Raw genomic sequence first — 23,543 nt, forward strand, 5'->3', positions numbered from 1 at the left:
GGAGTGCTACTTGCTGACGGCGGGCGACTTGACGGTGATCGAACCGTCGATGATGCCGGCCTTGATCTTGTCGAGCTCGGCGGGGAGCGTCGACGGGATCTTCTTGGCGTAGTCGTGGAACGGGGCGATGCCGACGCCGTCGTTCTTCAGGGTGCCGACGTAGGGCGTGTTCGTGAACGAGCCCTTGGCGGAGTCGAGGACGACGGCCTTGGTCGCCTGCGCGATGCCCTTCTCGACGCTCGTGAGGAAGAGCGACGAGTTCGCCGGGTCGGTCTCGAAGGTGTCGGAGTCGGCGCCTTCGAGGACGATGCTCTTGCCGGAGGCGTTGGCCGTCTTGGCCGCCTGTGCGGCGCTCTGGTAGATCGGGCCACCGACGGGCAGGATCACGTCGGCGTCCTGGTCGATCAGGGTCTGAGCGGCCTGCTTCGCAGCGGTGCCGGCGTCGAAGCCACCGGTGAAGACGCCCTTCTGGCTGTCGACGTCCCAGCCGACGACCTTCACGTCTTTGTTCTTCTGGCTGTTGTAGTAGGCGACGCCGTCGGCGAAGCCGTCCATGAAGATGGTGACGGTCGGGATCTGGGCGCCGCCGAAGGTGCCGACGACGCCGGTCTTCGAGTAGGCGGCGGCCGCGTAGCCACCGAGGAAGGCGGCCTGCGAGGTGTCGAAGGTGATCGGACGCACGTTGTCAGCCGTGGTCGACGAGTCGTCGATCGTGGCGAAGTCGATCGAGGGGTTCGCCGAGGCGGCGGCCTTCGTCGCGTCGGCCAGGAGGAAGCCGACCGTGATGATCAGGTTGCACTTCTGGTTGACGAGGCTGGAGATGTTCGAGGCGTAGACGGTCTGGTCGGCCGACTCGACCTTCTTCGGGGTGGCGCCGATGGAGCTGGCGGCCGATTCGAGCCCCTCGAGGCCGAGCTGGTTGAACGATTTGTCGTCGAACCCGCCGGCGTCGGACACCATGCAGGGAACGTAGCTCGACTTGCCGGCCGACTTCGTGCTGGTTGCGGACGGCGCCGTGCCGCAGCCTGCGAGGATCGCGGTCGCGCCGACCATGGCAAGGCCGGTCAGGACGGCCTTTCGCGCGGTGATAGTCAATGTGTCCTCCAAGACATGTCTTCGTTAAGACGTGGCTCGGCATCTGCCGCCGAGCACAATGCCTGACAGGTTACCCAAAGTTACGCGCGCTATCGGCCAGACCTCGGCGGCTTGTGAGAAGCGTTACCGACTCGCGATCCTGTGGAAATCACGCCGAAACGCGAAATCTGCTACGCCTCAGAGGACGTCGTTGCGGCCCGAGAGCTTCAGGGCGTCGACGACCGACTTGACCCGCTGGGCGTTGGCGCTCGTGGTCACCAGGAGGGCGTCCGGCGTGTCGACCACGACGATGTCGGTGACACCGATCAACGAGATCAGGCGATCCCCCTGGCTGACGACGATGCCGCTCGACGAGTCGGCGAGCACGCGGGCGTTCTCGCCGAGGATGGCGAGGTCGGAGGCGCGGCCCTTCGAGTGCAGCTTGGCGATGGACGCGAAGTCCCCCACGTCGTCCCAGTCGAAGTCGCCGGGAATGACGGCGAGTCGCCCCTGCGCGGCGGCGGGCTCGGCGACGGTGTAGTCGATGGCGATCTTCTCGAGCTCGGGCCAGATCCTGTCGACGACGGCCCCGCGAGCCGGGGTGTCCCACGCGTCGGCCAGTTCGAGGATGCCCGCCAGCAGCTCGGGTCGCGTCTCGCCGAGCTGCTTCAGCAGGACGTCGGCGCGGGAGATGAACATCCCGCCGTTCCAGAGGTAGTTGCCGTCCTTCAGGTACGCCTCGGCGGTCTCGAGCTCGGGCTTCTCGACGAACGAGGTCACGGCCTTGGCGTTCGGGGCGCCCTCGATGTCGAGGGACGCGCCGGCGTGGATGTAGCCGAAGCCCACGGCGGGTTCGGTCGGAGTGATGCCGATGGTGGCGATGTAGCCGGCGTCCGCAGCGACGATCGCCTCGTGGACCGAACGGACGAAGCCGCGCTGATCGGCGATGACGTGGTCGGCGGCGAACGAGCCGATGATGACGTCGGGTTCGCGCTTGGCGAGGATCGCCGCGGCGAGGCCGATCGCGGCAGTGCTGTCTTTCGGCTCGCTCTCGAGGACCACGTTGTGGTCGGCGAGGTCGGGGAGCTGGGCCTCGACGGCGGCGCGGTGCGAGCGGCCGGTGACGACCATGATCCGCTGCTCGCCGTTGATGGGCACCAGGCGGTCCCAGGTGCCCCGCAGGAGGGTCGACCCGGAACCCGTGAGGTCGTGGAGGAACTTGGGGGCGTCCGCGCGGCTCAAGGGCCACAGCCGAGATCCGATGCCGCCGGCCGGGATGATGCTGTAGAACCGGGCGAGGCTCTCCTGTGCTGTCGTCATGCAGGACACCCTATCGGCGCGGAGTCCTCTGAACGGTCTCTCGGCATCAAGACAGTTAGGTCGGCCTTAGCGGCGGAGCGGAGTTGCGTCTGCCTAGACTGAGGAAGTTCTGAGAACACACCCCGATCCGCATGGAGGGTTGCTCATGGCCGAGCAGACAACGACGCAAGTGACGATCACACCACCCAAGGCGACTCGGGTGTCCTCCGGCACGCTCTACCGGGGGCGGGAGGGCATGTGGTCGTGGGTCCTCCACCGCATCACCGGGGTGGCGATCTACTTCTTCCTCCTGGTGCACATCCTCGACACGGCTCTCGTGCGGGTCAGCCCGGCCGCCTACAACGCGGTCATCGGCACTTACAAGACACCGATCATGGGGCTCGGCGAGACCGCTCTCGTCGCCGCCATCGGCTTCCACGCCTTCAACGGTCTGCGCATCATCCTGATCGACTTCCTCCCCAAGGGTCCGAAGTACCAGCGCCTGATGTTCTGGATCGTGATCGCGCTGTGGATCATCCTCCTCATCGGCTTCGTCCCCCGCCAGCTCATGAACGTCTTCTCGGAGTAGCGCCATGGCCATCGACACCGGAACACCCACCATCGAAGCACCCCGCTCCAAGGGCGTCGTCCGCCGCGGCGTCAACTGGGAGAAGTGGGGCTGGCTCTACATGCGCGGCAGCGGCGTGCTGCTCGTCGTGCTCGTCTTCGCGCACCTCTTCACGAACCTGATCGCCCACCAGGGCGGGGTCAAGGCCATCGACTGGGGCTTCGTCGCCGGCAAGTGGGCCAGCCCGTTCTGGAAGGTGTGGGACACCCTGCTCCTCTGGCTCGCCCTGATCCACGGCTCGAACGGCATGCGCACGATCGTGAACGACTACGTGGGCAACACGAAGGTCCGTCGCGTCATGCTGATCGCCCTTCTCGCCTCGTGCGTCATCCTCCTCCTGCTCGGCACCCTCGTGGTCTGGACCTTCTCGCCGTGCCCGGCGAACGCCCTGCCGTCCGACCTGCCCTCGTTCTGCCCCGCGCAGTAGCGCCAGACCCCAGGCCCCCGCTCCTTTTCACTGCATCAACCTGACGGAAAGCTCCCGTGACGAACATCCCCGACTCCGCAACCGCCCCGACCGTCACGAAGGACGGCGTCCACTACCACCAGCACGACATCGTGATCGTGGGCGCGGGCGGTGCCGGCATGCGGGCCGCCATCCAGGCCGGCGCGGGCGCGTCGACCGCGGTCATCTCGAAGCTCTATCCGACCCGCTCCCACACGGGCGCAGCCCAGGGCGGAATGGCTGCAGCCCTCGCCAACGTCGAGGAGGACAACTGGGAGTGGCACACCTTCGACACGGTCAAGGGCGGCGACTACCTCGTCGACCAGGACGCCGCGGAGATCCTCGCCAAGGAGGCGATCACCGCCGTCCTCGAGCTCGAGAACATGGGGCTGCCGTTCAACCGCACACCCGAGGGCAAGATCGACCAGCGCCGCTTCGGCGGCCATACCTCCGAGCACGGCAAGGCACCCGTCCGCCGGGCCTGCTACGCCGCCGACCGCACCGGCCACATGATCCTCCAGACGCTGTTCCAGAACTGCGTCAAGCTCGGCATCAATTTCTTCAACGAGTTCTACGTGCTCGACCTGATCATGGTCGAGGTCGACGGCCAGAAGCGGCCCGCCGGCGTCGTCGCGTACGAGCTCTCGACCGGCGAACTCCACGTGTTCCAGGGCAAGGCCGTCATCTTCGCGACCGGCGGCTTCGGCAAGATCTACAAGACGACGTCGAACGCCCACACCCTCACCGGAGACGGCGTCGGCATCATCTGGCGCAAGGGCCTGCCGCTCGAAGACATGGAGTTCTTCCAGTTCCACCCCACGGGGCTGGCGGGCCTGGGCATCCTCCTCTCCGAAGCGGCCCGCGGTGAGGGCGCCATCCTCCGCAATAGCGAGGGCGAACGCTTCATGGAGCGCTACGCCCCCACCATCAAAGACCTGGCGCCACGTGACATCGTCGCCCGCTGCATGCGCACAGAGATCCGCGAGGGCCGAGGTGCCGGCCCGAACAAGGACTACCTCTACCTCGACATCACGCATCTCTCCCCCGAGGTGATCGACGCCAAGCTCCCCGACATCACCGAGTTCGCGCGCACCTATCTCGGCGTCGAGCCCTACACTGAGCCGGTGCCCGTCCTCCCGACGGCTCACTACGCGATGGGCGGGATCCCGACCAACGTCAAGGCCGAAGTCCTGTCCGACAACACGACGGTGGTGCCGGGCCTGTACGCCGCCGGCGAGTGCGCCTGCGTGAGCGTCCACGGGTCGAACCGCCTCGGTACCAATTCGCTGCTCGACATCAACGTCTTCGGCAAGCGAGCCGGCGACAACGCCGTCGAGTACGTCAAGACGGCCGAGTTCGTACCGCTGCCGGACGACTCCGCGACGTTCGTGCAGGGCCTCATCCAGCAGGTGCGCACGGCGACCGGCACGGAGCGCATCGCCACGCTCCGCCGCGAGCTGCAGGAGTCGATGGACGACAACGCCCAGGTCTTCCGCACCGAAGAGACCCTCCTCGCCGTCACCGAGAAGATCCAGGAGCTGCGCGAGCGCTTCCTGAACATCTCCGTGCAGGACAAGGGCAAGCGCTTCAACACCGACCTCCTCGAGGCGATCGAATTGGGCTTCCTCCTCGACCTGGCCGAAGTCGTCGTCTACTCCGCCCTCTCCCGCCAGGAGAGCCGCGGCGGTCACTTCCGCGAGGACTTCCCCAAGCGCGACGACGAGAAGTGGCTCGTCCACACGATGGCCTATCTGACGGGCGACGCGCACTCCGCCGATGCCGGCGACCACATCAAGCTCTCCACGAAGCCTGTCGTCATCACGAACTACCAGCCGATGGAACGGAAGTACTGACATGAGCACTGTCCTCGAAGAGCGTCCCGCCGCAGCGGATGCGATCCAGAAGTTCACGGCGACCGTCGCGATTCGCCGCTTCGACCCCGACGTCGACGACGAGCCGCGCTGGCAGGAGTTCCAGGTCGAGATGCTCCCGACCGACCGCGTGCTCGACGCGCTCCACCAGATCAAGTGGGAACAGGACGGCTCGCTGACGTTCCGTCGCTCGTGCGCCCACGGCGTCTGCGGCTCCGACGCGATGCGGATCAACGGCCGCAACCGCCTGGCCTGCAAGACGCTGATGAAAGACCTGGACATCTCGAAGCCCGTCTACGTCGAGGCCATCAAGGGCCTGCCCCTCGAGAAGGACCTCGTCGTCGACATGGAGCCGTTCTTCGCCTCCTACCGCGAGGTGCAGCCGTTCCTGCAGGCGTCGTCCAAGCCCGACAAGGAGCGCCTGCAGAGCGCCGAGCAGCGTGCCCGCTTCGACGACACGACCAAGTGCATCCTCTGCGCCGCCTGCACCTCGTCGTGCCCGGTGTTCTGGACCGACGGGCAGTACTTCGGCCCGGCGGCGATCGTCAACGCGCACCGCTTCATCTTCGACTCGCGCGACGAGGCCTCCAGCGTCCGCCTCGACATCCTCAACGACAAAGAGGGCGTCTGGCGCTGCCGCACCACCTTCAACTGCACCGAGGCATGCCCCCGAGGCATCCAGGTGACGCAGGCCATCGCCGAGGTCAAGGCCGCGGTTCTCCGCGGACACGCCTGATCACGGGTCGGAGCTAGTCCTCCACCAGACACACGGCATCACGACGAAGGGCGAGACGGAGTGCGATCGACACTCCGGTCTCGCCTTCGGCGTCGAGGGGCGCGACCGCGTCGGTCCACCACACGGGCACCTGCACGGCGGGCGCCGACGGCAGGAGTCGTTCGACCTCGCCGGGTGTCGAGATGAGGCGCGGCCGGTAGACGGTCAGCAGGGTTACTCCGTCCGGCGTCACCACCTGGAGAGCCGCCCCGCCGTCGATCTCGCGAACCTCGCTGGCGCGCCCGACCCCTTCGGCGGCGTCTGCCAGGGCCTGCAGGTCGTGTTCGGTCGGACTGAGCATGGTGATCTCGCGGGGCATGGTCAGCGGCCTCCCTCGGGGTGCGGGCGTGCATCCCACGCTCTCGGCTCGTCTCGCGGTTCAGCGCGACCCGTTCCCGATGCGGGCGCATCGTGCGGGTGCGGTTCGCCGGTGCGGTCGAGTCCGTCGTGCAGGTCGTCCTCCCAGGCCTGGAGGAGCGGGGGCTCGACGAGGGTCGTGACACGGGCGTTGCCGACGGAGTCGAGGGCGTCGTGGAGGGCGTCCCAGCCCGAGAGTTCGCTGCCGCCGAGGGGCAGGAGGTAGGCGGGCGAGGTCGGGGCGCCGACGACGACCACGTCTTGCGACTCGGCGAAGATCTGCTCGTGCAGGCCGAGCTCGGCCACCGACGGGGCGCCGATGAGCAGCGCCACGGGGTTCGGCGGCGGGTAGGTGACGGCGCGGAACGAGCGGTCGTGCTCGCCCATCCGCGCCAGCACGAGGGCGAAGGTCGGCGTGGCCGTACGGGTGAGGCCGGAGAGGCCTTCGCGGAGGCGTGCGATCGCGGTGTCGAGGCCGTCCGTGCCGTCGGGGACGTCGAGCGTCAGCGCGATGGTCTCCTCTACGCCGCGGTCGGTGAGCCGAGCCGTGACCGAGGCAGAGAGGTGCTCGCCCTCGACGACGTACCGCGAGGCAGCCGGGTAGTGATGGCGGGCGTCCTGCGTCATCGCCCAGCGGTCCCAGGCGTGGTCGAGGGGCTCGGTGCGCCCCCACGCGCGCGGTTCGGAGACCCCGACGGCTGCGGCCATGGCTTCGAGGGCCTCGCCCAGGTAGGTGTCGCTCTCGGCGGCCTCGTGCAGCAGGGTCACGTCGAGGCTGAGCTGGGCCGTGATCTCGTCGGGACTGGCATCGCGCGAGGTGGGTTCGAGGGGCGGGTCGTCGTGCTCTGCGTCGGCGGCACCGTCGGGGCCGCCGTCGGGCTCGTGCAGGCCGGGGGCGGCTGCGCCGGGCCGCGAGAGCGGGGGATGCACCTCCACCGTCAGGCGGTCGACCCCCGTCAGGCCGTCCCGGAAGCCCTGCGCCGTCGTGACCGTCCAGCTGCCCCCGGCGGCGACCAGCGCGGTCCGCAGGCCGATCGTGAGGCGGGAGGTCTCGGGCGTGACGAGGACGACCGTCCGCCGTGCGGGCAGGCGCCGCTCCAGCAGCTCGGCGAGCGCCGGGCTGAGCCGGACCACGCTGGCTCGGCTGTCGACTCGGACGACCGTCTTCAGGACTTCGTCGACGAGCGGGTGACGGATCTTGATACCCACTCGGCCATTGAACACCGCGCCCGCTGTGGCGGACCGGGTGGTTCGGTGTCGGCTCGCAACTGCCGCGTCAGACGTTCGCCCGCGTGACCTTCGCCGAAGCCTTCTGGCCGCGGCCGACGCAGCCTCGGTAGGCTCGACGGACCCCGATCATCAGGCGACGGGGCCCCGCGACCGAGAGGCCATGGCCATGGACACCGACGTGACGAGCGATCCGGCGGCGGCGGACTCCCCCGCGGCGACAGCGGCGACAACACCGACAGCGGCTGCGAAGGCGGCGGCGACCGCTCCGACGCCGCCCACCGAGCCGACCTGGCCGGAACTCCAGAGCGAGATGGCTGCCGCAGTGGCGCGGGTGCTGGGCGACGAGGGCTGGGCCGAGGGCACGCTGTTCTGGGCCGAAGTCGACTCCGTCGCCTCGGAACGGCTCGAGACGGTCGACGCCACCGGCGTGGCCCGCGAGCACGACGTGCCCGAGTCGATCGACGCGCTCGGCCGCCGACTCCGTGACGCCATGACCGACCCCGACAAGGGCGCCTGGTTCTCGATGACCCTGACCCTGGCCTCCGGAGGCTCCTTCACGTCTCGCTTCAACTACGACCGACGCGTCTACGACAACCCCGCCTCGCCGTTCGCGCCGGGTCAGCTCGGCGACGTCCCCGACGACGACGCATACGCCCGCGACCTCGCGCGCCACCCCCGCTCGCCGCGGTACGTGCCCCTCTGGGCTCGGCCGCGCGCCGCATCCACCGATGTCGTGGTCTCGGGGCTGTACGAACCGCTGCGCACGGCGTGGGGCTGGCCCGGGGTGCTCGCGGGTGTCGCCCAACAGACCACGGCCGCCCTCGCCGCGGCCGGCCACGACGGCCCGCTGGGGGCGAGCCAGGTGGATGCACTGGGCCAGCAGGTGCTGAGCGCGGTCGTCGCCGACGTGCTGGAGCCGCACCGCCTCGCCACGCTCCTCCGGCTGCATGCCGAAGCGGTCGCGCTCCGGCTGCTCCCCGACGTCCCCGACAGCGAGACCCTCGACGCGGACGAGACCCTCGTGGCGGCCCGAGCCCACTCGACGCCCGCACTGCTCGCCGTCGAGGCAGGGGTCTACGGAGTGATCGGCGACCTGGTGCGCTCGAACCTCACGGCCCGCCTGCGCGGCTGACGGCGCGCGCCGGCAGCAGGCCGGACAGACGAAACACCCGCCAGCGGCGCGAGTCCACCTCCTAGGCGAGGTGTTCGTGCCGCTGACGGGTGTTCAGCGTGAAAGGGAACTAGCCGCGAGCCGCCGCCACCCGCTCGGCGAACGGCGCGACCAGCGGGTGCGACTCCTCGAGCCCGGTGATCGTCGTGGCGAGATCGACGTCGCTCCGAGCGGAGTCGGCCAGCAGTGCCTGCAGCTCGACGCTCTGCTCGTCGTCGGCCACGTCGAACCGCAGGGCGGCTCCCATCGCGTCGAGGAGGGCGACCGGAGTCGTCCCGCCCGAAGCGATCGCGGCGGCCGGCGAGACGAAGCGCTCGTCGCGCGACAGCTTGCGGAGCGGCTGGCGCCCCACTCGGGTCACGGTGTCGGGCAGGTACGGGTTCTCGAAGCGACCGAGGATGGCCGCGACGTACTGGGCGTGGACGCCCGGATCGAGCTCGTGCTTGGCCACGAGCATCCCACTGGTCTCGGCCAGCACCGCCTCGACCGCGGCCCGCACCTCGGGCAGAGCGATGGCGTCGGAGATCTTGTCGGCCCCGGCGAGGAACCCGTAGTACGCCGTGGTCGCATGACCGGTGTTGACCGTGAAGAGCTTGCGCTCGATGGAGGCCTCGAGGCCGTCCACCCAGTGCACGCCGGGGATGCTCGGGGTCGCTCCGTCGAAGGGACGCTGGTCGATCGCCCACTCGTAATAGGTCTCGACCGTGACGTCGAGCCCGGCGTCGGCGGCCTGCGCGGGGACGATCCGGTCGACGGCGGTGTTCGCGAACACGACCTTGGACAGAGCTTCGTCGGATGCGCCGCCCGGCAGGGCCTGGACGATGAACTCCTCGAGGCGGTCCGTCGCGTTGATCGCGTTCTCGCAGGCCATGACGGCCAGCGGGGCGGCATCGGCCGGGCGAGCCGCAAGGCCCTTGGCGATGACGGGGGCGATGAAGCGGAGCACGTTGGGGCCGACCGCGCACGTGACGATGTCGGCCTCCGCGATCGCGGTGACCACCGCATCCTCGTCCGCGGCGCTGTTCAGAGCGCGGAAGCGCGTGACCTCGTGGTCGACGGCACCCGTTCCCACCTCGTGGACCGTGTACGAGGAGGCCGCGGCCAGTTCGTCGATGAGGGCGGCGTTGACGTCGGCGAAGACGACCTCGTAGCCGGCGTCGTGCAGGAGCAGGCCGACGAAGCCGCGGCCGATGTTGCCGGCCCCGAAGTGCACCGCCGTGCCGGGAGTCTCCGTGCTCACTCGTTGACCTCTTCGAGCATCTGGTAGATCGCGTCGACGTCGGCGGCGGCCTGCAGGGCGGCCACCTGGTCGTCGTCGGAGAAGACGATGGCGATCTTGGAGAGGATCTCGAGGTGCTCGTTCTCGATGCCGGCGATGCCGACGACGAAGTGGACGGGGTTGCCGTCCCAGTCGATCGGCTCGGCGTAGCGGACGAAGGAGAGGGCCGAACGGAGGATCGACCCCTTCGCCTCGTTCGTGCCGTGCGGGATCGCGAGGAAGTTGCCCATGTAGGTCGAGACGGTCTTCTCCCGCTCGATCATGGCGGGCAGGTACTCGGCCGTGACCGCTCCCGCCTCCACGAGGATGTCAGTGGCTTCGCGCATGGCCTCCAACTTCGTGGTGGCCGTGCCCTGGGCACGGATCTGGCTCTTCTGGAGGACGGAAGTGGTCATCGGCTGAGGTTCCTTACTGGTTATTACTGCTGGGACTTGAGCTGCTCGACGACCTGGTCGTACTGCGGCGCATTCATGAAGTTACCCACGGACACGTGCTGGGCGCCCGGGTTCATGCCCTTGGCCCGGTCGGTGAGCTGCTCCTGCGTGATGATCAGGTCTTCGTCGCCGGAGAGGTTGGCGATGGCCTTGTTGACGACGGTCACGCCCTCGATGCCGGCCTTCTTGATCTTGTTGCGGAGGACGCTCGCGCCCATCGCACTCGATCCCATGCCGGCGTCGCAGGCGAAGACGATGTTCTCGACGCGAGTGGCGGTGGTCGTGTTGCCGGGAGCCGAGGGGCTGCCGACGCCGCCGAAGGAGGACTCGACCTCTTCGTCGGTGGCGGGGGCGCTGGCACCGGCGAACACACCGGCGGTCGCGGCGTTGGCGTCACGGCCCTTGTTGGCCTGCATCTTGGCGAGGGCCTCGGTCATGTCGCCGCCGCCGTTGGCGAGGTCGCGCTTGCGGGTGGCGATGAGGAAGAACGACGCGACGACACCGGACACGGCGGCCGACAGGACGACGGAGAGGATGACGCCGACGTAGCTGTCCTTCGAGGTCGAGGTGAGCACCGCGATGATCGAACCCGGTGAGGCGGGCGCCACGAGGCCGGAGTTGAAGGCGACGTTGGTGCCGACGCCGGTGGCGCCACCGAGGATGACGGCGATGAACATGATCGGCTTCTGCAGGACGAACGGGAAGTAGATCTCGTGGATGCCGCCGAAGAACTGGATCAGGATCGCACCGGGAGCGGTGGAGCGGGCCACGCCGACGCCGAAGAACGTGAAGGCGAGGAGGATGCCGAGACCGGGGCCGGGGTTCGCCTCGAGGAGGAAGAGAACCGACTTGCCGGACTGCTGGACCTGCTGCGCACCGAGCTGGTCGAGCACGCCGTGGTTGATCGCGTTGTTGAGGAAGAACACCTTGGCCGGCTCGATGAAGATGCTGGCGAGGGGCAGGAGGTGCTCGGTGACGAGGAAGTGCACGGCGTTGCCGAGAGCGGTGACGATCACGCCGAACAGCTTCGACAGCCAGAAGAACCCGGCCATGAAGAGACCGAATCCGAGGATGCCCGCCGAGTAGTTGTTCACGAGCATCTCGAAGCCGGGCTTGATCTTGCCGTCCCAGAGGCGGTCCATCTGCTTGGCGAGGTAGGCGCCGAGCGGCCCGCAGATCATGGCGCCGAGGATCATGGTGGAGTCGGATCCGAGGATCACACCCATCGTGAAGACCGAGCCGACGACCGCACCGCGGATGTCGTAGATCATCCGGCCGCCCTGGATGGCGATCGCCAGCGGGATCAGGTACGTGAGGATCGGACCGACGACGCCGACGTTGGCGACTCCGTCCGTTTTGCCGAAGCCGCCGAGGATCCCGACCGGGGTCCAGCCGGTCTGGATGAAGAAGGCCGTGATGAGGCCCCAGGCGATGAAGATGGCGATGTTCGGCATCACCATGCCGGACAGGAAGGCGCCGAACTTCTGGACGCCCACGCGGGCGCCCCCGGACTCCTTCTTGGGTGTGGCGACAGACGTCGTTGTCATTTTCTGGATCTTTCTTCTGAGGTGGGAGGTGCGGGAGGGGTGGGTCGGGAGGGGCTGGGTCAGGAAGCGGAGCTGACGGACGCCACGGCGGCGCGGGCCGCTGCGGCGGACGGGGCGGCGAGGGCCGCCTGCGCCATGGCGCGAGCCTCGTCGAGCGTGTGCCCGAGGAGTTCGGCCCGGACGTCGGCGAGGGCCGCCGGCGTCATCGAGAGCGTGGTGGCGCCGAGGCCGACGAGCACGACCGCGAGGATCGGGTCGGAGGCCGCCTCGCCGCAGATGCCGACGCCCTTGCCCGCAGCCTTGCCGGCGGCGCCGAGCTGGGCGACGAGGCGGAGGACGGCGGGATGCCAGGGGTCCTGGTACGCCGCGACGGTGCCGAGCATGCGGTCTGCCGCGAGCGTGTACTGCGTGAGGTCGTTCGTGCCGATGCTGACGAAGTCGGCGGAGGTGAGCACCTGGTCGGCCATGAGCGCGAGCGACGGCACCTCGGCCATGACTCCCGCGGTGCGGATGCCGAGTTCGCGCGCGAGGTCGACGAAGTAGACGGTCTCCTCGAGGTCGGCCACCATCGGCGCCATGACCCACAGGTCGGCCTCGGTCTCGGCGTCGGCCTGGGCGAGTGCGGTGAGCTGGTCGCGGAGGATCTCCTCGTGGTGACGGAGGGCGCGCAGCCCGCGGCGACCGAGGGCCGGGTTCTCCTCGTTCTTGTCGGTGAGGAACGGCAGCGGCTTGTCGGCGCCGGCGTCGAGGGCTCGGACGACGACCTTCTTGCCGGGGAACGCCTCGAGGAGCTCTTTGTAGGAGGCCTTCTGCGAGGCGACGTCGGGTGCGTACGGAGCGTCCAGGAAGAGGAACTCCGTGCGGAAGAGACCGACGCCCTCGGCTCCGAGCTCGACCGCCGCGGCGGCGTCTTTCGGAGATCCGAGGTTCGCGAGCAGCGGCACGAGCGTGCCGTCTTTGAGCGTGCCGGGCGTGAGCGGCGCGGACGCGGCGGCGAGACGCTCGACGCGACGCTGCTCGGCGTCGGCGACCTGCTCGGCGGTCGGGTCGGTGACGACCACGCCGGCGGCCGCGTCGACCACGACGACGTCGCCGTCGGACAGCTTGTCGGCCTCGGAGACGCCGACAATCGCGGTGATGCCCTTGGCGCGGGCGAGGATCGCCGTGTGCGAGGTGGGGCCGCCGTCGCGGGTGACGAGGGCGAGGACTTTGGTGAGGTCGAGCAGGGCCGTGTCGGCCGGAGCGAGGTCGTGCGCCACGAGCACGAAGGGAGTGTCGGACTCGGGCACGCCGGGTGCGGAGACGCCGCGCAGACGGGCGATGATGCGCTGGGCGACGTCGCCGAGGTCGGCGGCGCGCTCGCCCATGTAGCCGCCCATCCCGGCGAGGATGTCCTGGAACGACTTGAAGGCCGTGTAGACGGCACGCTCGGCGTTCACGCCCGAGTCGATCTGCGCGTGCACGTCGTCGAGGATCGAGGGATCCTGAGCCATCAGGGCCTGCGCTTCGAGGACGGCCTGGGCATCCCCGCCCGCTGCTTCGCCGCGCTTGCCGAGCTCGTCGGCCACGAACGCGAGTGCCTCGCCGACCTCCGCCTTGGCAGCGGCCGCGTCGCCCTGGAGAGGGGACGCATCGGGTTCGCCGAGGGGATCGGCCATGCGCAGCACGGGTCCGCTCGCAGTACCTCGTCCGACGCCTACTCCGGCAAGTTCGGGCATCCGAGACTCCTTCATCTCTCTACGGGTGTCTGTCTGGGTGACTGTTCGTCGATGACGATTTCGTCGGGGCGCGGTGGTGTCGCGCTGGGAAGACCATACAACGATCTGAATTGACAAACAAACAAAATCAGAGCTAAAAATGCACCAACAAACTTCCGTTTGTGCTTGATTGCCCTTTTCGAGCCGCATTTGTCGTGACATGGGCCGTCAAATGTCCATTTCTCGTCAATGGGGACCGATGTACGCACCCGAACGCCACCTCCGGATCGTGGAGGAAGCCCGCCAGCACGGGCGCGTGGACGTCAAGGACCTCGCCGACCTGCTGGCCGTCACCCCCGAGACCATCCGCCGCGATCTGACGAGCCTCGAGCGACGCGGGCTCGTCCGCCGGGCGCACGGCGGGGCGATCCCCGTCGAGCGGATGACGATCCACCCGGGTGTCGGCGACCGCGGCACCATCAACACGGCGGAGAAGATGGTCATCGCCCAGGCCGCTGTCGACGAGATCCCCGAGAACGGGTCGATCATCATCGACGCCGGAACCTCGACCATCCTCCTGGCGCAGATCCTCCCGGCCGACCGGGGCCTGACCGTCGTGACCCACAGCCTTCCCGTGGCGATGGCCGTGGCCAATCGTCCGGGCATCGACCTGCACCTCCTGGGCGGCAGCATCCGCAAGGACTCGATGGCCGGCGTCGGCACCTGGACCCACCAGCTCGTGGGCATGGTCTCGGTCGACGTGGCCTTCATCAGCGTCGGCGGCATCACCCCGGAGCGGGGCCTCACGACCCACAACATCGCCGAGGCCGCCGTGAAGTCCGCTCTGATCAAGGCGGCTCGCCGGAGCATCCTCCTGGCCGACCACACCAAGTTCGGTCGCGAGGAGTTCGGTCGCGTGGCTCCGATCGCCGCGATCGACACGATCATCACCGACCCCGCCGTCAACCTCGACCTCGTCCGCGAGGTCGAAGGAGCGGGCACCGAGGTGTTCTGGCCCGGACGGGCGTGACCACCGCGCCCGTTTCGTTCCGTTTCCGCACGCTCTACGCTTTCCCTGCCGACTTCCCTCTTCACCAACCGACTGGAGCATCCTCAATGTCCGAAGCCACCCGCACCGTCACCGTCGCCTCCTCCTCCGGGCTCCACGCCCGTCCGGCCTCGCTGTTCGTCCAGACCGTCACTGCGTCGAAGCACAAGGTCACGATCGCCAAGGGCGAGAAGTCGGTGAACGCCGCCAGCATCCTGGCGCTGCTCGGCCTCGGCGTGCAGACGGGCGACGAGGTCACGCTGACCGTCGACGGCGACGACGCCGAGACCACGGCCGACTCGCTGGTGGAGTTCCTCAGCACCGACCACGACGCCTGAGACGACGCCCCGCACGCACTGCATCGCCCCCTTTCCCGGCGGCCTCCGACACCCACTGTCGGCGGCCGCCGGTAGTGTTTCGGCATGGGTTCTCGTCTCCGCCTCGCGTCCATCAACACCAACGGCATCCGTGCCGCGTTCCGCAAGGGCATGGGCGAGTGGCTCGACGGGCGCGACGTCGACATCCTCGCGATCCAAGAGGTCCGTGCATCCACCGACGACATCCAAGGGCTCCTCGGGCCCGAGTGGAACGTGCTCCACGACGAGGCGACGGCCAAGGGTCGCGCAGGGGTGGCGCTCGCCAGCCGCAAGAAGGCCGAGATCCACCGCGTCGATCTCGGGGCCAAGACGTTCGACAGCGCCGGCCGCTGGCTCGAGGCCGACTACGACGTCGACGGCACGATCGTCACCGTCGTCAGCACCTACGTGCACTCCGGCGAGGCCGACACCCCGAAGCAGGACGAGAAATGGAAGTTCCTCGACGCCATGTCGAGGCGCCTCCCCCAGCTCGAGAAGCACAACGAGCTGGCCGTCGTCGTGGGCGATCTCAACGTCGGCCACACCCCGCTCGACATCAAGAACTGGAAGGGCAACGTCAAGCGAGCCGGCTTCCTGCCGCGCGAGCGCGCCCACTTCGACCGATTCTTCGGCCCCGCGGGCAAGAAGGTCGAGGGCGCGGACGGCTCCACCGGCAAGGGCCTCGGCTGGGTCGACGTGGGCCGCGAGGCTGCGGGCGACGTCGAGGGTCCGTACACCTGGTGGTCCTGGCGGGGCGCTGCGTTCGACAACGACACCGGCTGGCGCATCGACTACCAGATGGCGACGCCTGCCCTCGCCGAGCGCGTCACGCACTACGCCGTCGACAAGGCCGCGTCGTACGACAAGCGATGGTCCGACCACACGCCCGTCGTGGTCGACTACGACATCTGAGCCGCTCCCCTCTCCTCTCTTCTCCTCCGTCTTCCCGTTTCGCAAAGGAACACCATGCCCCTCCCCCGTCTCTTCTCCGGCATGCAGCCGTCGGCCGACTCGCTCCACGCGGGCAATTACATCGGTGCGCTCCAGCAGTGGGCCGCCCTGCAAGACACCCACGACGCGCTCTACTGCGTCGTCGACATGCACGCGATCACCGTGCCGCAAGACCCCGCGACCCTGCGCGAGACCACGCGCCGCACGGCCGCCCAGTACATCGCCGGCGGCATCGACCCGGCCAAGTCGATCCTCTTCATCCAGTCGCAGGTGCCCGCTCACGCCGAGCTCGCCTGGGTGCTCAACACCCTCACGGGCTTCGGCGAGGCCAGCCGCATGACCCAGTTCAAAGACAAGGCCGCCAAGCAGGGCGCAGACTCGGCGTCGGTCGGGCTCTTCACCTACCCGATCCTCATGGCCGCCGACATCCTGCTCTACAACACGCAGCTCGTTCCCGTCGGCGACGACCAGAAGCAGCACGTCGAACTCACCCGTGACCTGGCCAACCGGTTCAACTCCCGATTCGGCCCGACCTTCGCCGTGCCCGAGCCTTACATCCTCAAAGAGACCGCCCGCATCTACGACCTCCAGAACCCGGAGTCGAAGATGAGCAAGTCCGCTGCGAGCGATTCCGGCATCGTGTGGATGCTCGACGAACCCTCCAAGACGGCGAAGAAGATCCGTTCCGCCGTCACCGACACGGGCCGGGAGATCCGCTTCGACCGCGGTGAGAAGGCGGGCGTCTCCAACCTGCTGACGATCCTGTCCGCGTTCACGGGCACGAGCATCCCCCGTCTCGAAGAGCAGTACGAGGGCAAGGGGTACGGCGACCTCAAGAAAGACGTGGCCGAGGCCGTCGTCGAGGTCTTCACGCCCGTCCGCGCGCGCACCCTCGAACTCCTCGACGATCCGGCCGAACTCGACCGGGTCCTGGCTCACAACGCCGACCGCGCCGCCGAGATCGCGAATGCCACGCTCGCGACCGTCTACGACCGCATCGGATTCGTCCGGAAGGTCTGACGACCTCCATGCAGCCCTTCGAACTCCAGTCCCCGCGGCTCCGCCTCGAGGTTCCCCGCACGGCCGACACGGTCGCCATCTTCGACGCCTGCCAAGACCCCGTGCTGCAGGAGTTCACGACGGTTCCGGTGCCGTACACCTTCGGCGACGCGCAGTTCTTCGTGGCGCAGATCGTCGAGCGCGGCTGGCTGACCGGGCGCGAATACACCTGGGGGCTGCGCGAGCCCGGGTCGAGCCTCTTGGTGGGCATGATCAGCATCCGCTTCCAGCACCGCGACATCGGGTTCTGGTCGGCGCCGGCTGCGCGGGGCCGCGGGCTGATGACGGAGGCGGTGCGCCTGGTCGCCGACTGGGCCTTCGACGTCGAGGGGCTCGACGACATCGTCTGGGAGGGCTATCTGGGAAACACGGCCTCGGCAGGCGTGGCCCGGCGGGCGGGGTTCACCTATCTCGGCACCGAGCCGGGGCTGCAACCCGACCGTGAACGCAAGCATCCGCTCTGCTGGCGGGCCCGCCTCTCGAAGAACGACGATCGCGGGCCGAAAGAGGGCTGGCCGCCCGAGAGCATCACGGCTCGCGCGTCCTGAGTCCGGCGCGTTCCTCGAATGTGAGGAGCTTGTTACGCCACTCGGCAGGAATACGTCATGCGCTCGCGCGTTGGTTATGGTCGAAGGAGACCCCGCTTCTTCACTCCGATCGGACTCTCCCGTGAGCACCACGACCCCCGCGCCTGCGCGCGTCGAGCACGCCATGCGGCATGCCCTCTCGCTCGCGGCGCACGGGCCCGTCACCGGGGTGAACCCGCGCGTCGGGTGCGTGCTGATGGACGACGAGGGCGGCGTCGTGGCCGAGGGCTGGCATCGCGGCGCCGGTACGCCCCACGCCGAGATCGATGCCCTCTCGAAGCTGGCTCCGGGTGCCGCTCACGGCCTCACCGCCGTCGTCACACTCGAGCCCTGCAACCACCACGGCCGGACCGGCCCGTGCAGCGAAGCGCTCATCGACGCGGGCGTGGCACGCGTCGTCTACTCCGTCTCCGACCCGGGCGAGCACTCCAGCGGCGGAGGAGCGCGCCTCCGCGCCGCCGGAGTCGAGGTCGACGAGGGGGTGCTGAGAGACGAGGTCTCCGCCTTCCTTCGCCGGTGGCTCCTCGCCGAAGAACTCAAACGCCCGTTCGTGACCGTCAAGTGGGCGTCGTCGCTCGACGGCCGTGCCGCCGCCGCCGACGGCACGAGCAAGTGGATCACCGGCGCCGCGGCCCGTCAGCACGTCCACGAGCAGCGTGCCGCCCACGACGCGATCCTGGTCGGCACGGGCACCGTTCTCGCCGACGACCCCTCGCTCACCGCCCGAGGCGACGCGGGCGAACTCCTGCCCTTCCAGCCGCTGCCCGTCGTGGTCGGCTCCCGCCCGGTGCCCGCCGACGCGGCCCTCCGACGGCATCCGCGCGGCTTCGTCGAGACCGGCAGCCGCGACCTGGCCGCCGTGCTCGCCGACCTGTACGACCGCGAGATCCGCAGCGTGTTCGTCGAGGGCGGCCCCACGGTCGCCAGCGAGCTCATCCGCGCCGGCCTCGCCGACGACTTCCTGATCTACCTCGCACCGACCCTGCTCGGCGGCCCGCGCACTGCGCTCGGCGACCTCGGCGTCGGCACGATCAGCGATCAGCGACCTCTCCACATCGACAGCATCACTCCTCTCGGCGACGATCTCGCGATCCTCGCCCGCACCCAGAGCCGGAGCCCCGAATGACCGACACCCCCGCCGTGCGTCCGCACGTCACCTTCGAGGTCGAGACCACCGTCCCGACCACCCACGGCACCTTCCGCATGCGCGCCTACCGCGACCTCGACACCGGGGCCGACCACGTGGCCATCGTGTCCGGTCAGCCGACCGACGGCGCTCTCGTGCGCGTCCACTCCGAGTGCCTGACCGGCGAGGCCTTCGGTTCGCTCAAATGCGAGTGCGGCCCGCAGCTCGACGCCGCCCTCGACACGATCCACAACCACGGCGGCGTCGTGATCTACCTTCGCGGCCACGAAGGGCGCGGCATCGGCCTGATCAACAAGCTCCGTGCCTACAAGCTGCAAGAAGAGGGGCTCGACACCCTCGACGCCAACCTCGCGCTCGGCCTGCCCGCCGACGCCCGCGAGTACGTCGCGGCCGCCGACATCCTCCGCGACCTCGGCATCGAGTCCGTTCGCCTGCTCAGCAACAACCCCGACAAGCGCAACCAGCTCACCGCGCACGGCATCGAGGTCGCCGAGCTCGTCCCGCTCGTCGTCGGCGTCGGCACCTTCAACGAGTCCTACCTCGACACGAAGCGCGACCGGATGGGGCACCAGCTGCCGGACCACCTCGACACCGGGTACGAAGCGAGCTAGGGGCGAGACGGGGGATGCCCGGGCCGCTGCTCGGCCGGGCGCCGGGTCGTGCATCCCCCGTTTCGCGACCGCCGTCGTTTTCGACCACCGGTGTCGGTTTTCACGCGCCGGGCGTGTCGCATTCCGTAATCTTCCTGTAACATCACCGGGAGGCCGTCACAAGCGGCCGATCACTTACCCGGTGGCGACGATGCGCGGGAGTCCTCCGCATCACCGTGCGCCCACTCCCCTTCGTGTCTCCCACCGTTCTGGAGCCGCCAGCGCTCCCGGTATCCCGGAGATCCTCCACACATGTCCACGTCCACTCTCGCCACGGCGAAAGCTCCTTCCCCCGCACCGACGAATTCGCGCGCACGCGTCATCGTCGCCAGCCTCATCGGCACCTCGATCGAGTTCTACGACTTCTACGTCTACGCGACGGCCGCCGTGCTCGTGTTCCCCACGCTCTTCTTCGCGAACGCCGACCCGACCGTCGCGCTGCTCGCCTCCTTCGCCGTCTTCGGCGTCGCGTTCATCGCCCGCCCGGTCGGCTCGATCGTCTTCGGCCACTTCGGCGACCGGATCGGCCGCAAGAACACCCTCATCGCCTCGCTGCTCACGATGGGCATCGCCACCGTCCTGATCGGCGTCCTGCCGGCCGCGACCGTGCCCGGCTTCCACGTGCTCGCGCCGACGTTCCTCGTGATCCTCCGCTTCGCTCAGGGCTTCGGCCTCGGCGGAGAGTGGAGCGGCGCCGCGCTGCTCGCGACCGAGAACGCTCCGAAGGGCAAGCGCGCCATCTACGGCACCTTCCCGCAGCTCGGGGCGCCGATCGGCTTCATGATCGCCAACGGCCTGTTCCTGATCCTGAACGTCTCGATGTCGACCGCGGCCTTCGCGTCGTGGGGCTGGCGGATCCCGTTCCTCGGCAGCGCGGTGCTCGTGATCGTCGGTCTCTACGCCCGCTTCAAGCTCGTCGAGACCCCGGCGTTCGAGGCCGTCAAGGAGTCGGGCAACGTCTCGAAGCTGCCGATCGCCCGCGTCTTCAAGACGAGCTGGCGCCCCCTGATCCTCGGCACGTTCATCATGCTGGCGACGTACACGCTCTTCTACCTGATGACCACGTTCACGCTGACCTACGGCACGACCGCCTCCTCGACCTCGACCGCAGCAGCCGCGGCGAAGGCCGCCGGGAAGCCCTTCAACGCGGCCGCCTTCGTGCCCGGCCTCGGCTACTCTCGCCAGAGCTTCCTGCTCATGCTGATCGTCGGCGTCGCCTTCTTCGGCATCTTCACGCTCGTCTCGGGCCCCCTGGCCGAGCGATTCGGCCGCCGCCGCCTGCTGCTCGTCGTCACCGGTGCGATCCTCGTCTTCGGGTTCGTCTTCGCACCGCTGTTCTCCGCCGGATTCGCCGGCGCGCAGGGTCTGCTCATCATCGGCTTCATCCTGATGGGGCTGACCTTCGGGCCGATGGGCGCCGTGCTTCCGGAGCTGTTCCCGGCGAACGTCCGCTACACCGGTTCGGCCATCAGCTACAACGTGTCGAGCATCCTCGGTGCCGCCGTCGCCCCGTTCATCGCCGTGGCGCTCTGGCAGGCTGCGCATGGGAGCACGTTCCTGGTCGGCATCTACCTCGCCGCCATGGCCGCCATCACGTTCGTCGCCCTGCTGATCAGCCGCGAGACCCGCGACGTCGACTATGCGACGAATCTGAACTGATCGCGTTCCGTTCTCGGGCCCCTCGCTGTGCTTCGGCTCGGCGGGGGGCTCGTGCGTTGTCGAGTCGGGTGACTTCTCCCCAGGCGGCTCGCTGTCGCGAGTTGTCCACAAGCGGGGGATGCGGGTGCTCGGCCCCCGCGAAAAGGTGAGATTCTAGAGGGACCCGGCCCCGAAAGGCACCATGAGCTCCGACACCACCACGCGTCCCGCCGATCCCTCCCTGCCCGCAGCGCCCGCCGCGTCCTCGGGGCGGAAGCCACGCCGTTCGCGCCGTCCGTCCGGGCCGCGGTACGGGCGCGACGGCAAGCTCATCGTCGAGGGCCCCCGGGCGAAATTCTCGCAGCTCCTGCCCTACATCCTCGAGAACAAGAAGATGATGGCGGTCATCATCGTCCTCAGCGTGCTCGGGGCCGCCGCCTCGCTGGCCCAACCGTTGCTGGTGCAGCAGGTCATCAGCTTCGTGCAGCAGCACAAGCCGCTGGGCATCCTCGTCATCGCGCTCGTCGCCCTGGTCGTCATCTCCGGCCTTCTCAGCGGTTTCCAGCACTACCTGCTGCAGCGCACCGGCGAGGCGGTCGTGCTCTCGAGCCGTCGCCGCCTCGTGTCCCGCCTGCTGCACCTGCCGATCAGCGAATTCGACTCCCGGCGCATCGGCGACCTCGTCTCCCGCGTCGGCAGCGACACCACACTCCTCCGCGCGGTCCTCACCCAGGGCCTCGTCGAGGCCATCGGCGGCTCGCTCACCTTCCTCGGCGCCATCGTCGGCATGGCGATCATCGACCCCGTCCTCCTCGGTCTCACCGTGCTGGTCGTCGCGATCTCGGTGGTCGTCGTCGTGAGCCTGTCGCGGCGCATCCGGGTCGCCAGCCAGCGGGCGCAGAAGAAGGTCGGCGACCTCGCCTCCGCCGTCGAGCGCGCGATCTCGTCGATTCGCACGGTCCGCGCCTCCGGTGCCACCGACCGCGAGGTCCGAGCCATCGAGCGCGACGCCGAAGAGGCCTACGACCGCGGCCTCGACGTCGCCAGCGCTTCGGCCGTCGTGGTGCCGATCGCCAGCGTCGCGATGCAGGTGTCGTTCCTCGTCGTCCTGGGCGTCGGCGGCTACCGCGTCGCGAGCGGCGCCGACACGATCTCGCAGCTCGTGTCGTTCATCCTCTTCCTGTTCCTGATGATCATGCCGCTGGGCCAGGCGTTCGGGGCGGTCACCAGTGTCAACTCCGCGCTGGGCGCCCTCGGCCGCATCCAGGAGATCATCGAGATCCCGAGCGAGACGTCGGGCGACGAGGCCCTGGCCGCGTCGCTGACGGGCTCGGGTGCCCGTGCTGGTTCAGGTTCAGGTTCGGGTTCGTCTCCTGTCTCCGCGTCTGCGACGGGGTCGGACGCCGCTTCGGTTTCGGGCCTGTCCGTCGAGGCGGCGGCGATCAGCTTCGACGACGTGCAGTTCACCTACCCGGGAGGTGCCGACGCCTCCGATCCGTCGCTCGTCGCCGGCAGCGCCATCGACGCTCTCGCCGGAGTCCGCGAGCCGTCCGACCTCACCGTGCTCCACGGGGTCTCCTTCTCCGCCCCGAAGGGCAAGCGCACCGCGCTCGTCGGCCCGTCGGGTGCGGGCAAGAGCACGATCCTCGCCCTGATCGAGCGCTTCTACGACCCGGCCGCCGGTGTCGTCCGCCTCGGTGGCGTCGACATCCGCACCCTCGACCGCGGCGAGCTCCGCGCCCAGATCGGCTACGTCGAGCAAGACGCGCCCGTCCTGGCCGGCACCATCCGCGACAACCTCACGCTCGGTGCCCCCGACGCCTCCGACGACGACTGCCGGCGGGTGCTCGAGGCGGTCAACCTGACCGGCGTGCTCGAGCGCGGCGACCACGGTCTCGACGCCCAGGTCGGCGAAGACGGCGTCATGCTCTCCGGCGGCGAGAAGCAGCGCCTCGCGATCGCCCGCACCCTGCTCGCGGCACCGCCCATCCTCCTGCTCGACGAGTCGACGTCGTCGCTCGACGGCATCAACGAGCAGCGGCTCCGCGAGGCGATCGACGCCGTGGCGGAGAACCGCACGCTGATCGTCATCGCGCACCGTCTCTCGACCGTGGTCGACTCCGACCAGATCATCGTCCTCGAGAAGGGCCGCGTGATCGGCACCGGTACGCACTCCGAGCTCGTCCTCTCGACTCCGCTCTACAAAGACCTGGCCAAGCACCAGTTGCTCGTGTAGGGGCGCGGGGCGCCTGGCGCGTCCGCGCCGGGCGGGCGGCGGCCGGCGGGCGGCGGGCGGCGGC

The 23,543-nt window shown here is 69.0% G+C and carries 21 protein-coding genes and 1 pseudogene; 14 read left to right on the forward strand and 8 right to left on the reverse strand.

Annotated features, from left to right (window positions below):
* Positions 1–6: 6 nt before the first annotated feature.
* Together ABEA39_RS18565 and ABEA39_RS18570 are read right to left on the reverse strand one after the other, a co-directional pair.
* Complete coding sequence (locus tag ABEA39_RS18565) at positions 7–1,095, reverse strand: BMP family lipoprotein (protein ID WP_345377462.1); 1,089 nt, start codon at positions 1,093–1,095, stop codon at positions 7–9.
* 177 nt (positions 1,096–1,272) lie between these two features.
* A complete protein-coding gene (locus ABEA39_RS18570; protein ID WP_345377463.1) occupies positions 1,273–2,394 on the reverse strand; it encodes a mannose-1-phosphate guanylyltransferase in 1,122 nt (373 codons plus the stop codon).
* Between the two features lie 145 nt (positions 2,395–2,539).
* On the opposite strand from ABEA39_RS18570, the gene sdhC reads away from it, so the two are divergent.
* The 4 genes from sdhC to ABEA39_RS18590 are packed head-to-tail and all read left to right on the forward strand — an operon-like array spanning position 2,540 to position 6,053.
* Positions 2,540–2,962 (forward strand): succinate dehydrogenase, cytochrome b556 subunit, encoded by a 423-nt coding sequence (gene sdhC, locus ABEA39_RS18575; protein ID WP_345377464.1) that lies wholly within the window; start codon positions 2,540–2,542, stop codon positions 2,960–2,962.
* Positions 2,963–2,966: 4 nt separating this feature from the next.
* Entirely contained in the window at positions 2,967–3,428 is a 462-nt protein-coding gene (locus ABEA39_RS18580) for a succinate dehydrogenase hydrophobic membrane anchor subunit (protein WP_345377465.1), read from the forward strand.
* A 56-nt stretch (positions 3,429–3,484) separates the two neighbouring features.
* Positions 3,485–5,299 carry a succinate dehydrogenase flavoprotein subunit gene (gene sdhA, locus ABEA39_RS18585; protein ID WP_345377466.1) on the forward strand — a complete coding sequence of 605 codons (1,815 nt, stop codon included), beginning with the start codon at positions 3,485–3,487 and terminating at the stop codon, positions 5,297–5,299.
* A gap of 1 nt (position 5,300) precedes the next feature.
* Positions 5,301–6,053: a succinate dehydrogenase iron-sulfur subunit gene (locus ABEA39_RS18590; RefSeq protein ID WP_345377467.1), complete on the forward strand. Its 753-nt coding sequence runs from the start codon at positions 5,301–5,303 to the stop codon at positions 6,051–6,053.
* A 13-nt stretch (positions 6,054–6,066) separates the two neighbouring features.
* On the opposite strand, the gene ABEA39_RS18595 is transcribed toward ABEA39_RS18590, so the two are convergent.
* Together ABEA39_RS18595 and ABEA39_RS18600 are read right to left on the reverse strand one after the other, a co-directional pair.
* On the reverse strand, positions 6,067–6,411 hold the full coding sequence (locus ABEA39_RS18595) for a hypothetical protein (protein ID WP_345377468.1): 345 nt from the start codon (positions 6,409–6,411) through the stop codon (positions 6,067–6,069).
* A 2-nt stretch (positions 6,412–6,413) separates the two neighbouring features.
* Positions 6,414–7,658 carry a DUF6177 family protein gene (locus ABEA39_RS18600; protein ID WP_345377469.1) on the reverse strand — a complete coding sequence of 415 codons (1,245 nt, stop codon included), beginning with the start codon at positions 7,656–7,658 and terminating at the stop codon, positions 6,414–6,416.
* Positions 7,659–7,839: 181 nt separating this feature from the next.
* On the opposite strand from ABEA39_RS18600, the gene ABEA39_RS18605 reads away from it, so the two are divergent.
* Complete coding sequence (locus tag ABEA39_RS18605; RefSeq protein WP_345377470.1) at positions 7,840–8,811, forward strand: hypothetical protein; 972 nt, start codon at positions 7,840–7,842, stop codon at positions 8,809–8,811.
* Positions 8,812–8,920: 109 nt separating this feature from the next.
* On the opposite strand, the gene ABEA39_RS18610 is transcribed toward ABEA39_RS18605, so the two are convergent.
* From ABEA39_RS18610 to ptsP, 4 genes are read right to left on the reverse strand one after another with little or no spacing between them, the layout of a single operon-like run.
* Positions 8,921–10,090, reverse strand: a complete 1,170-nt coding sequence (locus tag ABEA39_RS18610; RefSeq protein WP_345377471.1) for a mannitol-1-phosphate 5-dehydrogenase — start codon at positions 10,088–10,090, stop codon at positions 8,921–8,923.
* A complete protein-coding gene (locus tag ABEA39_RS18615; protein WP_345377472.1) occupies positions 10,087–10,524 on the reverse strand; it encodes a PTS sugar transporter subunit IIA in 438 nt (145 codons plus the stop codon). Before ABEA39_RS18615 ends, ABEA39_RS18610 begins: the two co-directional genes overlap by 4 nt.
* 23 nt (positions 10,525–10,547) lie before the next feature.
* A complete protein-coding gene (locus ABEA39_RS18620) occupies positions 10,548–12,110 on the reverse strand; it encodes a PTS mannitol transporter subunit IICB (protein ID WP_345377473.1) in 1,563 nt (520 codons plus the stop codon).
* Positions 12,111–12,169: 59 nt separating this feature from the next.
* Positions 12,170–13,828: a phosphoenolpyruvate--protein phosphotransferase gene (gene ptsP / locus ABEA39_RS18625; protein ID WP_345377474.1), complete on the reverse strand. Its 1,659-nt coding sequence runs from the start codon at positions 13,826–13,828 to the stop codon at positions 12,170–12,172.
* 238 nt (positions 13,829–14,066) lie between these two features.
* On the opposite strand from ptsP, the gene ABEA39_RS18630 reads away from it, so the two are divergent.
* The 9 genes and pseudogenes from ABEA39_RS18630 to ABEA39_RS18670 all read left to right on the forward strand — a co-directional run bounded on the left by ABEA39_RS18630 (position 14,067) and on the right by ABEA39_RS18670 (position 23,479).
* On the forward strand, positions 14,067–14,837 hold the full coding sequence (locus ABEA39_RS18630) for a DeoR/GlpR family DNA-binding transcription regulator (protein ID WP_345377475.1): 771 nt from the start codon (positions 14,067–14,069) through the stop codon (positions 14,835–14,837).
* Between the two features lie 86 nt (positions 14,838–14,923).
* Positions 14,924–15,193: an HPr family phosphocarrier protein gene (locus ABEA39_RS18635; protein ID WP_345377476.1), complete on the forward strand. Its 270-nt coding sequence runs from the start codon at positions 14,924–14,926 to the stop codon at positions 15,191–15,193.
* An 84-nt stretch (positions 15,194–15,277) separates the two neighbouring features.
* Positions 15,278–16,123 (forward strand): exodeoxyribonuclease III, encoded by an 846-nt coding sequence (locus ABEA39_RS18640; RefSeq protein WP_345377477.1) that lies wholly within the window; start codon positions 15,278–15,280, stop codon positions 16,121–16,123.
* A 54-nt stretch (positions 16,124–16,177) separates the two neighbouring features.
* Positions 16,178–17,182: a tryptophan--tRNA ligase gene (gene trpS, locus ABEA39_RS18645; RefSeq protein WP_345377478.1), complete on the forward strand. Its 1,005-nt coding sequence runs from the start codon at positions 16,178–16,180 to the stop codon at positions 17,180–17,182.
* 8 nt (positions 17,183–17,190) lie between these two features.
* The gene (locus ABEA39_RS18650) at positions 17,191–17,769 is read left to right on the forward strand and encodes a GNAT family N-acetyltransferase (protein ID WP_345377479.1); all 579 of its coding nucleotides are present in this window, start codon (positions 17,191–17,193) and stop codon (positions 17,767–17,769) included.
* A 163-nt stretch (positions 17,770–17,932) separates the two neighbouring features.
* Positions 17,933–18,934 carry a bifunctional diaminohydroxyphosphoribosylaminopyrimidine deaminase/5-amino-6-(5-phosphoribosylamino)uracil reductase RibD gene (gene ribD, locus ABEA39_RS18655; protein ID WP_345377487.1) on the forward strand — a complete coding sequence of 334 codons (1,002 nt, stop codon included), beginning with the start codon at positions 17,933–17,935 and terminating at the stop codon, positions 18,932–18,934.
* Between the two features lie 26 nt (positions 18,935–18,960).
* Positions 18,961–19,566 (forward strand): annotated as a pseudogene (gene ribA, locus ABEA39_RS18660) (GTP cyclohydrolase II); the annotation flags it as partial.
* A 291-nt stretch (positions 19,567–19,857) separates the two neighbouring features.
* Positions 19,858–21,264 carry an MFS transporter gene (locus tag ABEA39_RS18665; RefSeq protein WP_345377480.1) on the forward strand — a complete coding sequence of 469 codons (1,407 nt, stop codon included), beginning with the start codon at positions 19,858–19,860 and terminating at the stop codon, positions 21,262–21,264.
* A 181-nt stretch (positions 21,265–21,445) separates the two neighbouring features.
* Complete coding sequence (locus ABEA39_RS18670; protein ID WP_345377481.1) at positions 21,446–23,479, forward strand: ABC transporter ATP-binding protein; 2,034 nt, start codon at positions 21,446–21,448, stop codon at positions 23,477–23,479.
* The last annotated feature ends 64 nt before the right edge of the window (positions 23,480–23,543 follow it).

The organism is Frondihabitans cladoniiphilus (assembly GCF_039544345.1).
Taxonomy (GTDB): Bacteria; Actinomycetota; Actinomycetes; order Actinomycetales; family Microbacteriaceae; genus Frondihabitans; species Frondihabitans cladoniiphilus.

Excerpts from the sequence above, each read along its gene's own strand:
- ABEA39_RS18570 (WP_345377463.1), bottom strand. The coding sequence starts at position 2,394 with ATGACGACAGCACAGGAGAGCCTCGCCCGGTTCTACAGCATCATCCCG.
- sdhC (WP_345377464.1), top strand. The coding sequence starts at position 2,540 with ATGGCCGAGCAGACAACGACGCAAGTGACGATCACACCACCCAAGGCG.
- ABEA39_RS18580 (WP_345377465.1), top strand. The coding sequence starts at position 2,967 with ATGGCCATCGACACCGGAACACCCACCATCGAAGCACCCCGCTCCAAG.
- ABEA39_RS18590 (WP_345377467.1), top strand. The coding sequence starts at position 5,301 with ATGAGCACTGTCCTCGAAGAGCGTCCCGCCGCAGCGGATGCGATCCAG.
- ABEA39_RS18595 (WP_345377468.1), bottom strand. The coding sequence starts at position 6,411 with ATGCCCCGCGAGATCACCATGCTCAGTCCGACCGAACACGACCTGCAG.
- ABEA39_RS18605 (WP_345377470.1), top strand. The coding sequence starts at position 7,840 with ATGGCCATGGACACCGACGTGACGAGCGATCCGGCGGCGGCGGACTCC.
- ABEA39_RS18615 (WP_345377472.1), bottom strand. The coding sequence starts at position 10,524 with ATGACCACTTCCGTCCTCCAGAAGAGCCAGATCCGTGCCCAGGGCACG.
- ABEA39_RS18620 (WP_345377473.1), bottom strand. The coding sequence starts at position 12,110 with ATGACAACGACGTCTGTCGCCACACCCAAGAAGGAGTCCGGGGGCGCC.
- ptsP (WP_345377474.1), bottom strand. The coding sequence starts at position 13,828 with ATGCCCGAACTTGCCGGAGTAGGCGTCGGACGAGGTACTGCGAGCGGA.
- ABEA39_RS18630 (WP_345377475.1), top strand. The coding sequence starts at position 14,067 with ATGTACGCACCCGAACGCCACCTCCGGATCGTGGAGGAAGCCCGCCAG.
- ABEA39_RS18635 (WP_345377476.1), top strand. The coding sequence starts at position 14,924 with ATGTCCGAAGCCACCCGCACCGTCACCGTCGCCTCCTCCTCCGGGCTC.
- ABEA39_RS18640 (WP_345377477.1), top strand. The coding sequence starts at position 15,278 with ATGGGTTCTCGTCTCCGCCTCGCGTCCATCAACACCAACGGCATCCGT.
- trpS (WP_345377478.1), top strand. The coding sequence starts at position 16,178 with ATGCCCCTCCCCCGTCTCTTCTCCGGCATGCAGCCGTCGGCCGACTCG.
- ABEA39_RS18650 (WP_345377479.1), top strand. The coding sequence starts at position 17,191 with ATGCAGCCCTTCGAACTCCAGTCCCCGCGGCTCCGCCTCGAGGTTCCC.
- ribD (WP_345377487.1), top strand. The coding sequence starts at position 17,933 with ATGCGGCATGCCCTCTCGCTCGCGGCGCACGGGCCCGTCACCGGGGTG.
- ABEA39_RS18665 (WP_345377480.1), top strand. The coding sequence starts at position 19,858 with ATGTCCACGTCCACTCTCGCCACGGCGAAAGCTCCTTCCCCCGCACCG.
- ABEA39_RS18670 (WP_345377481.1), top strand. The coding sequence starts at position 21,446 with ATGAGCTCCGACACCACCACGCGTCCCGCCGATCCCTCCCTGCCCGCA.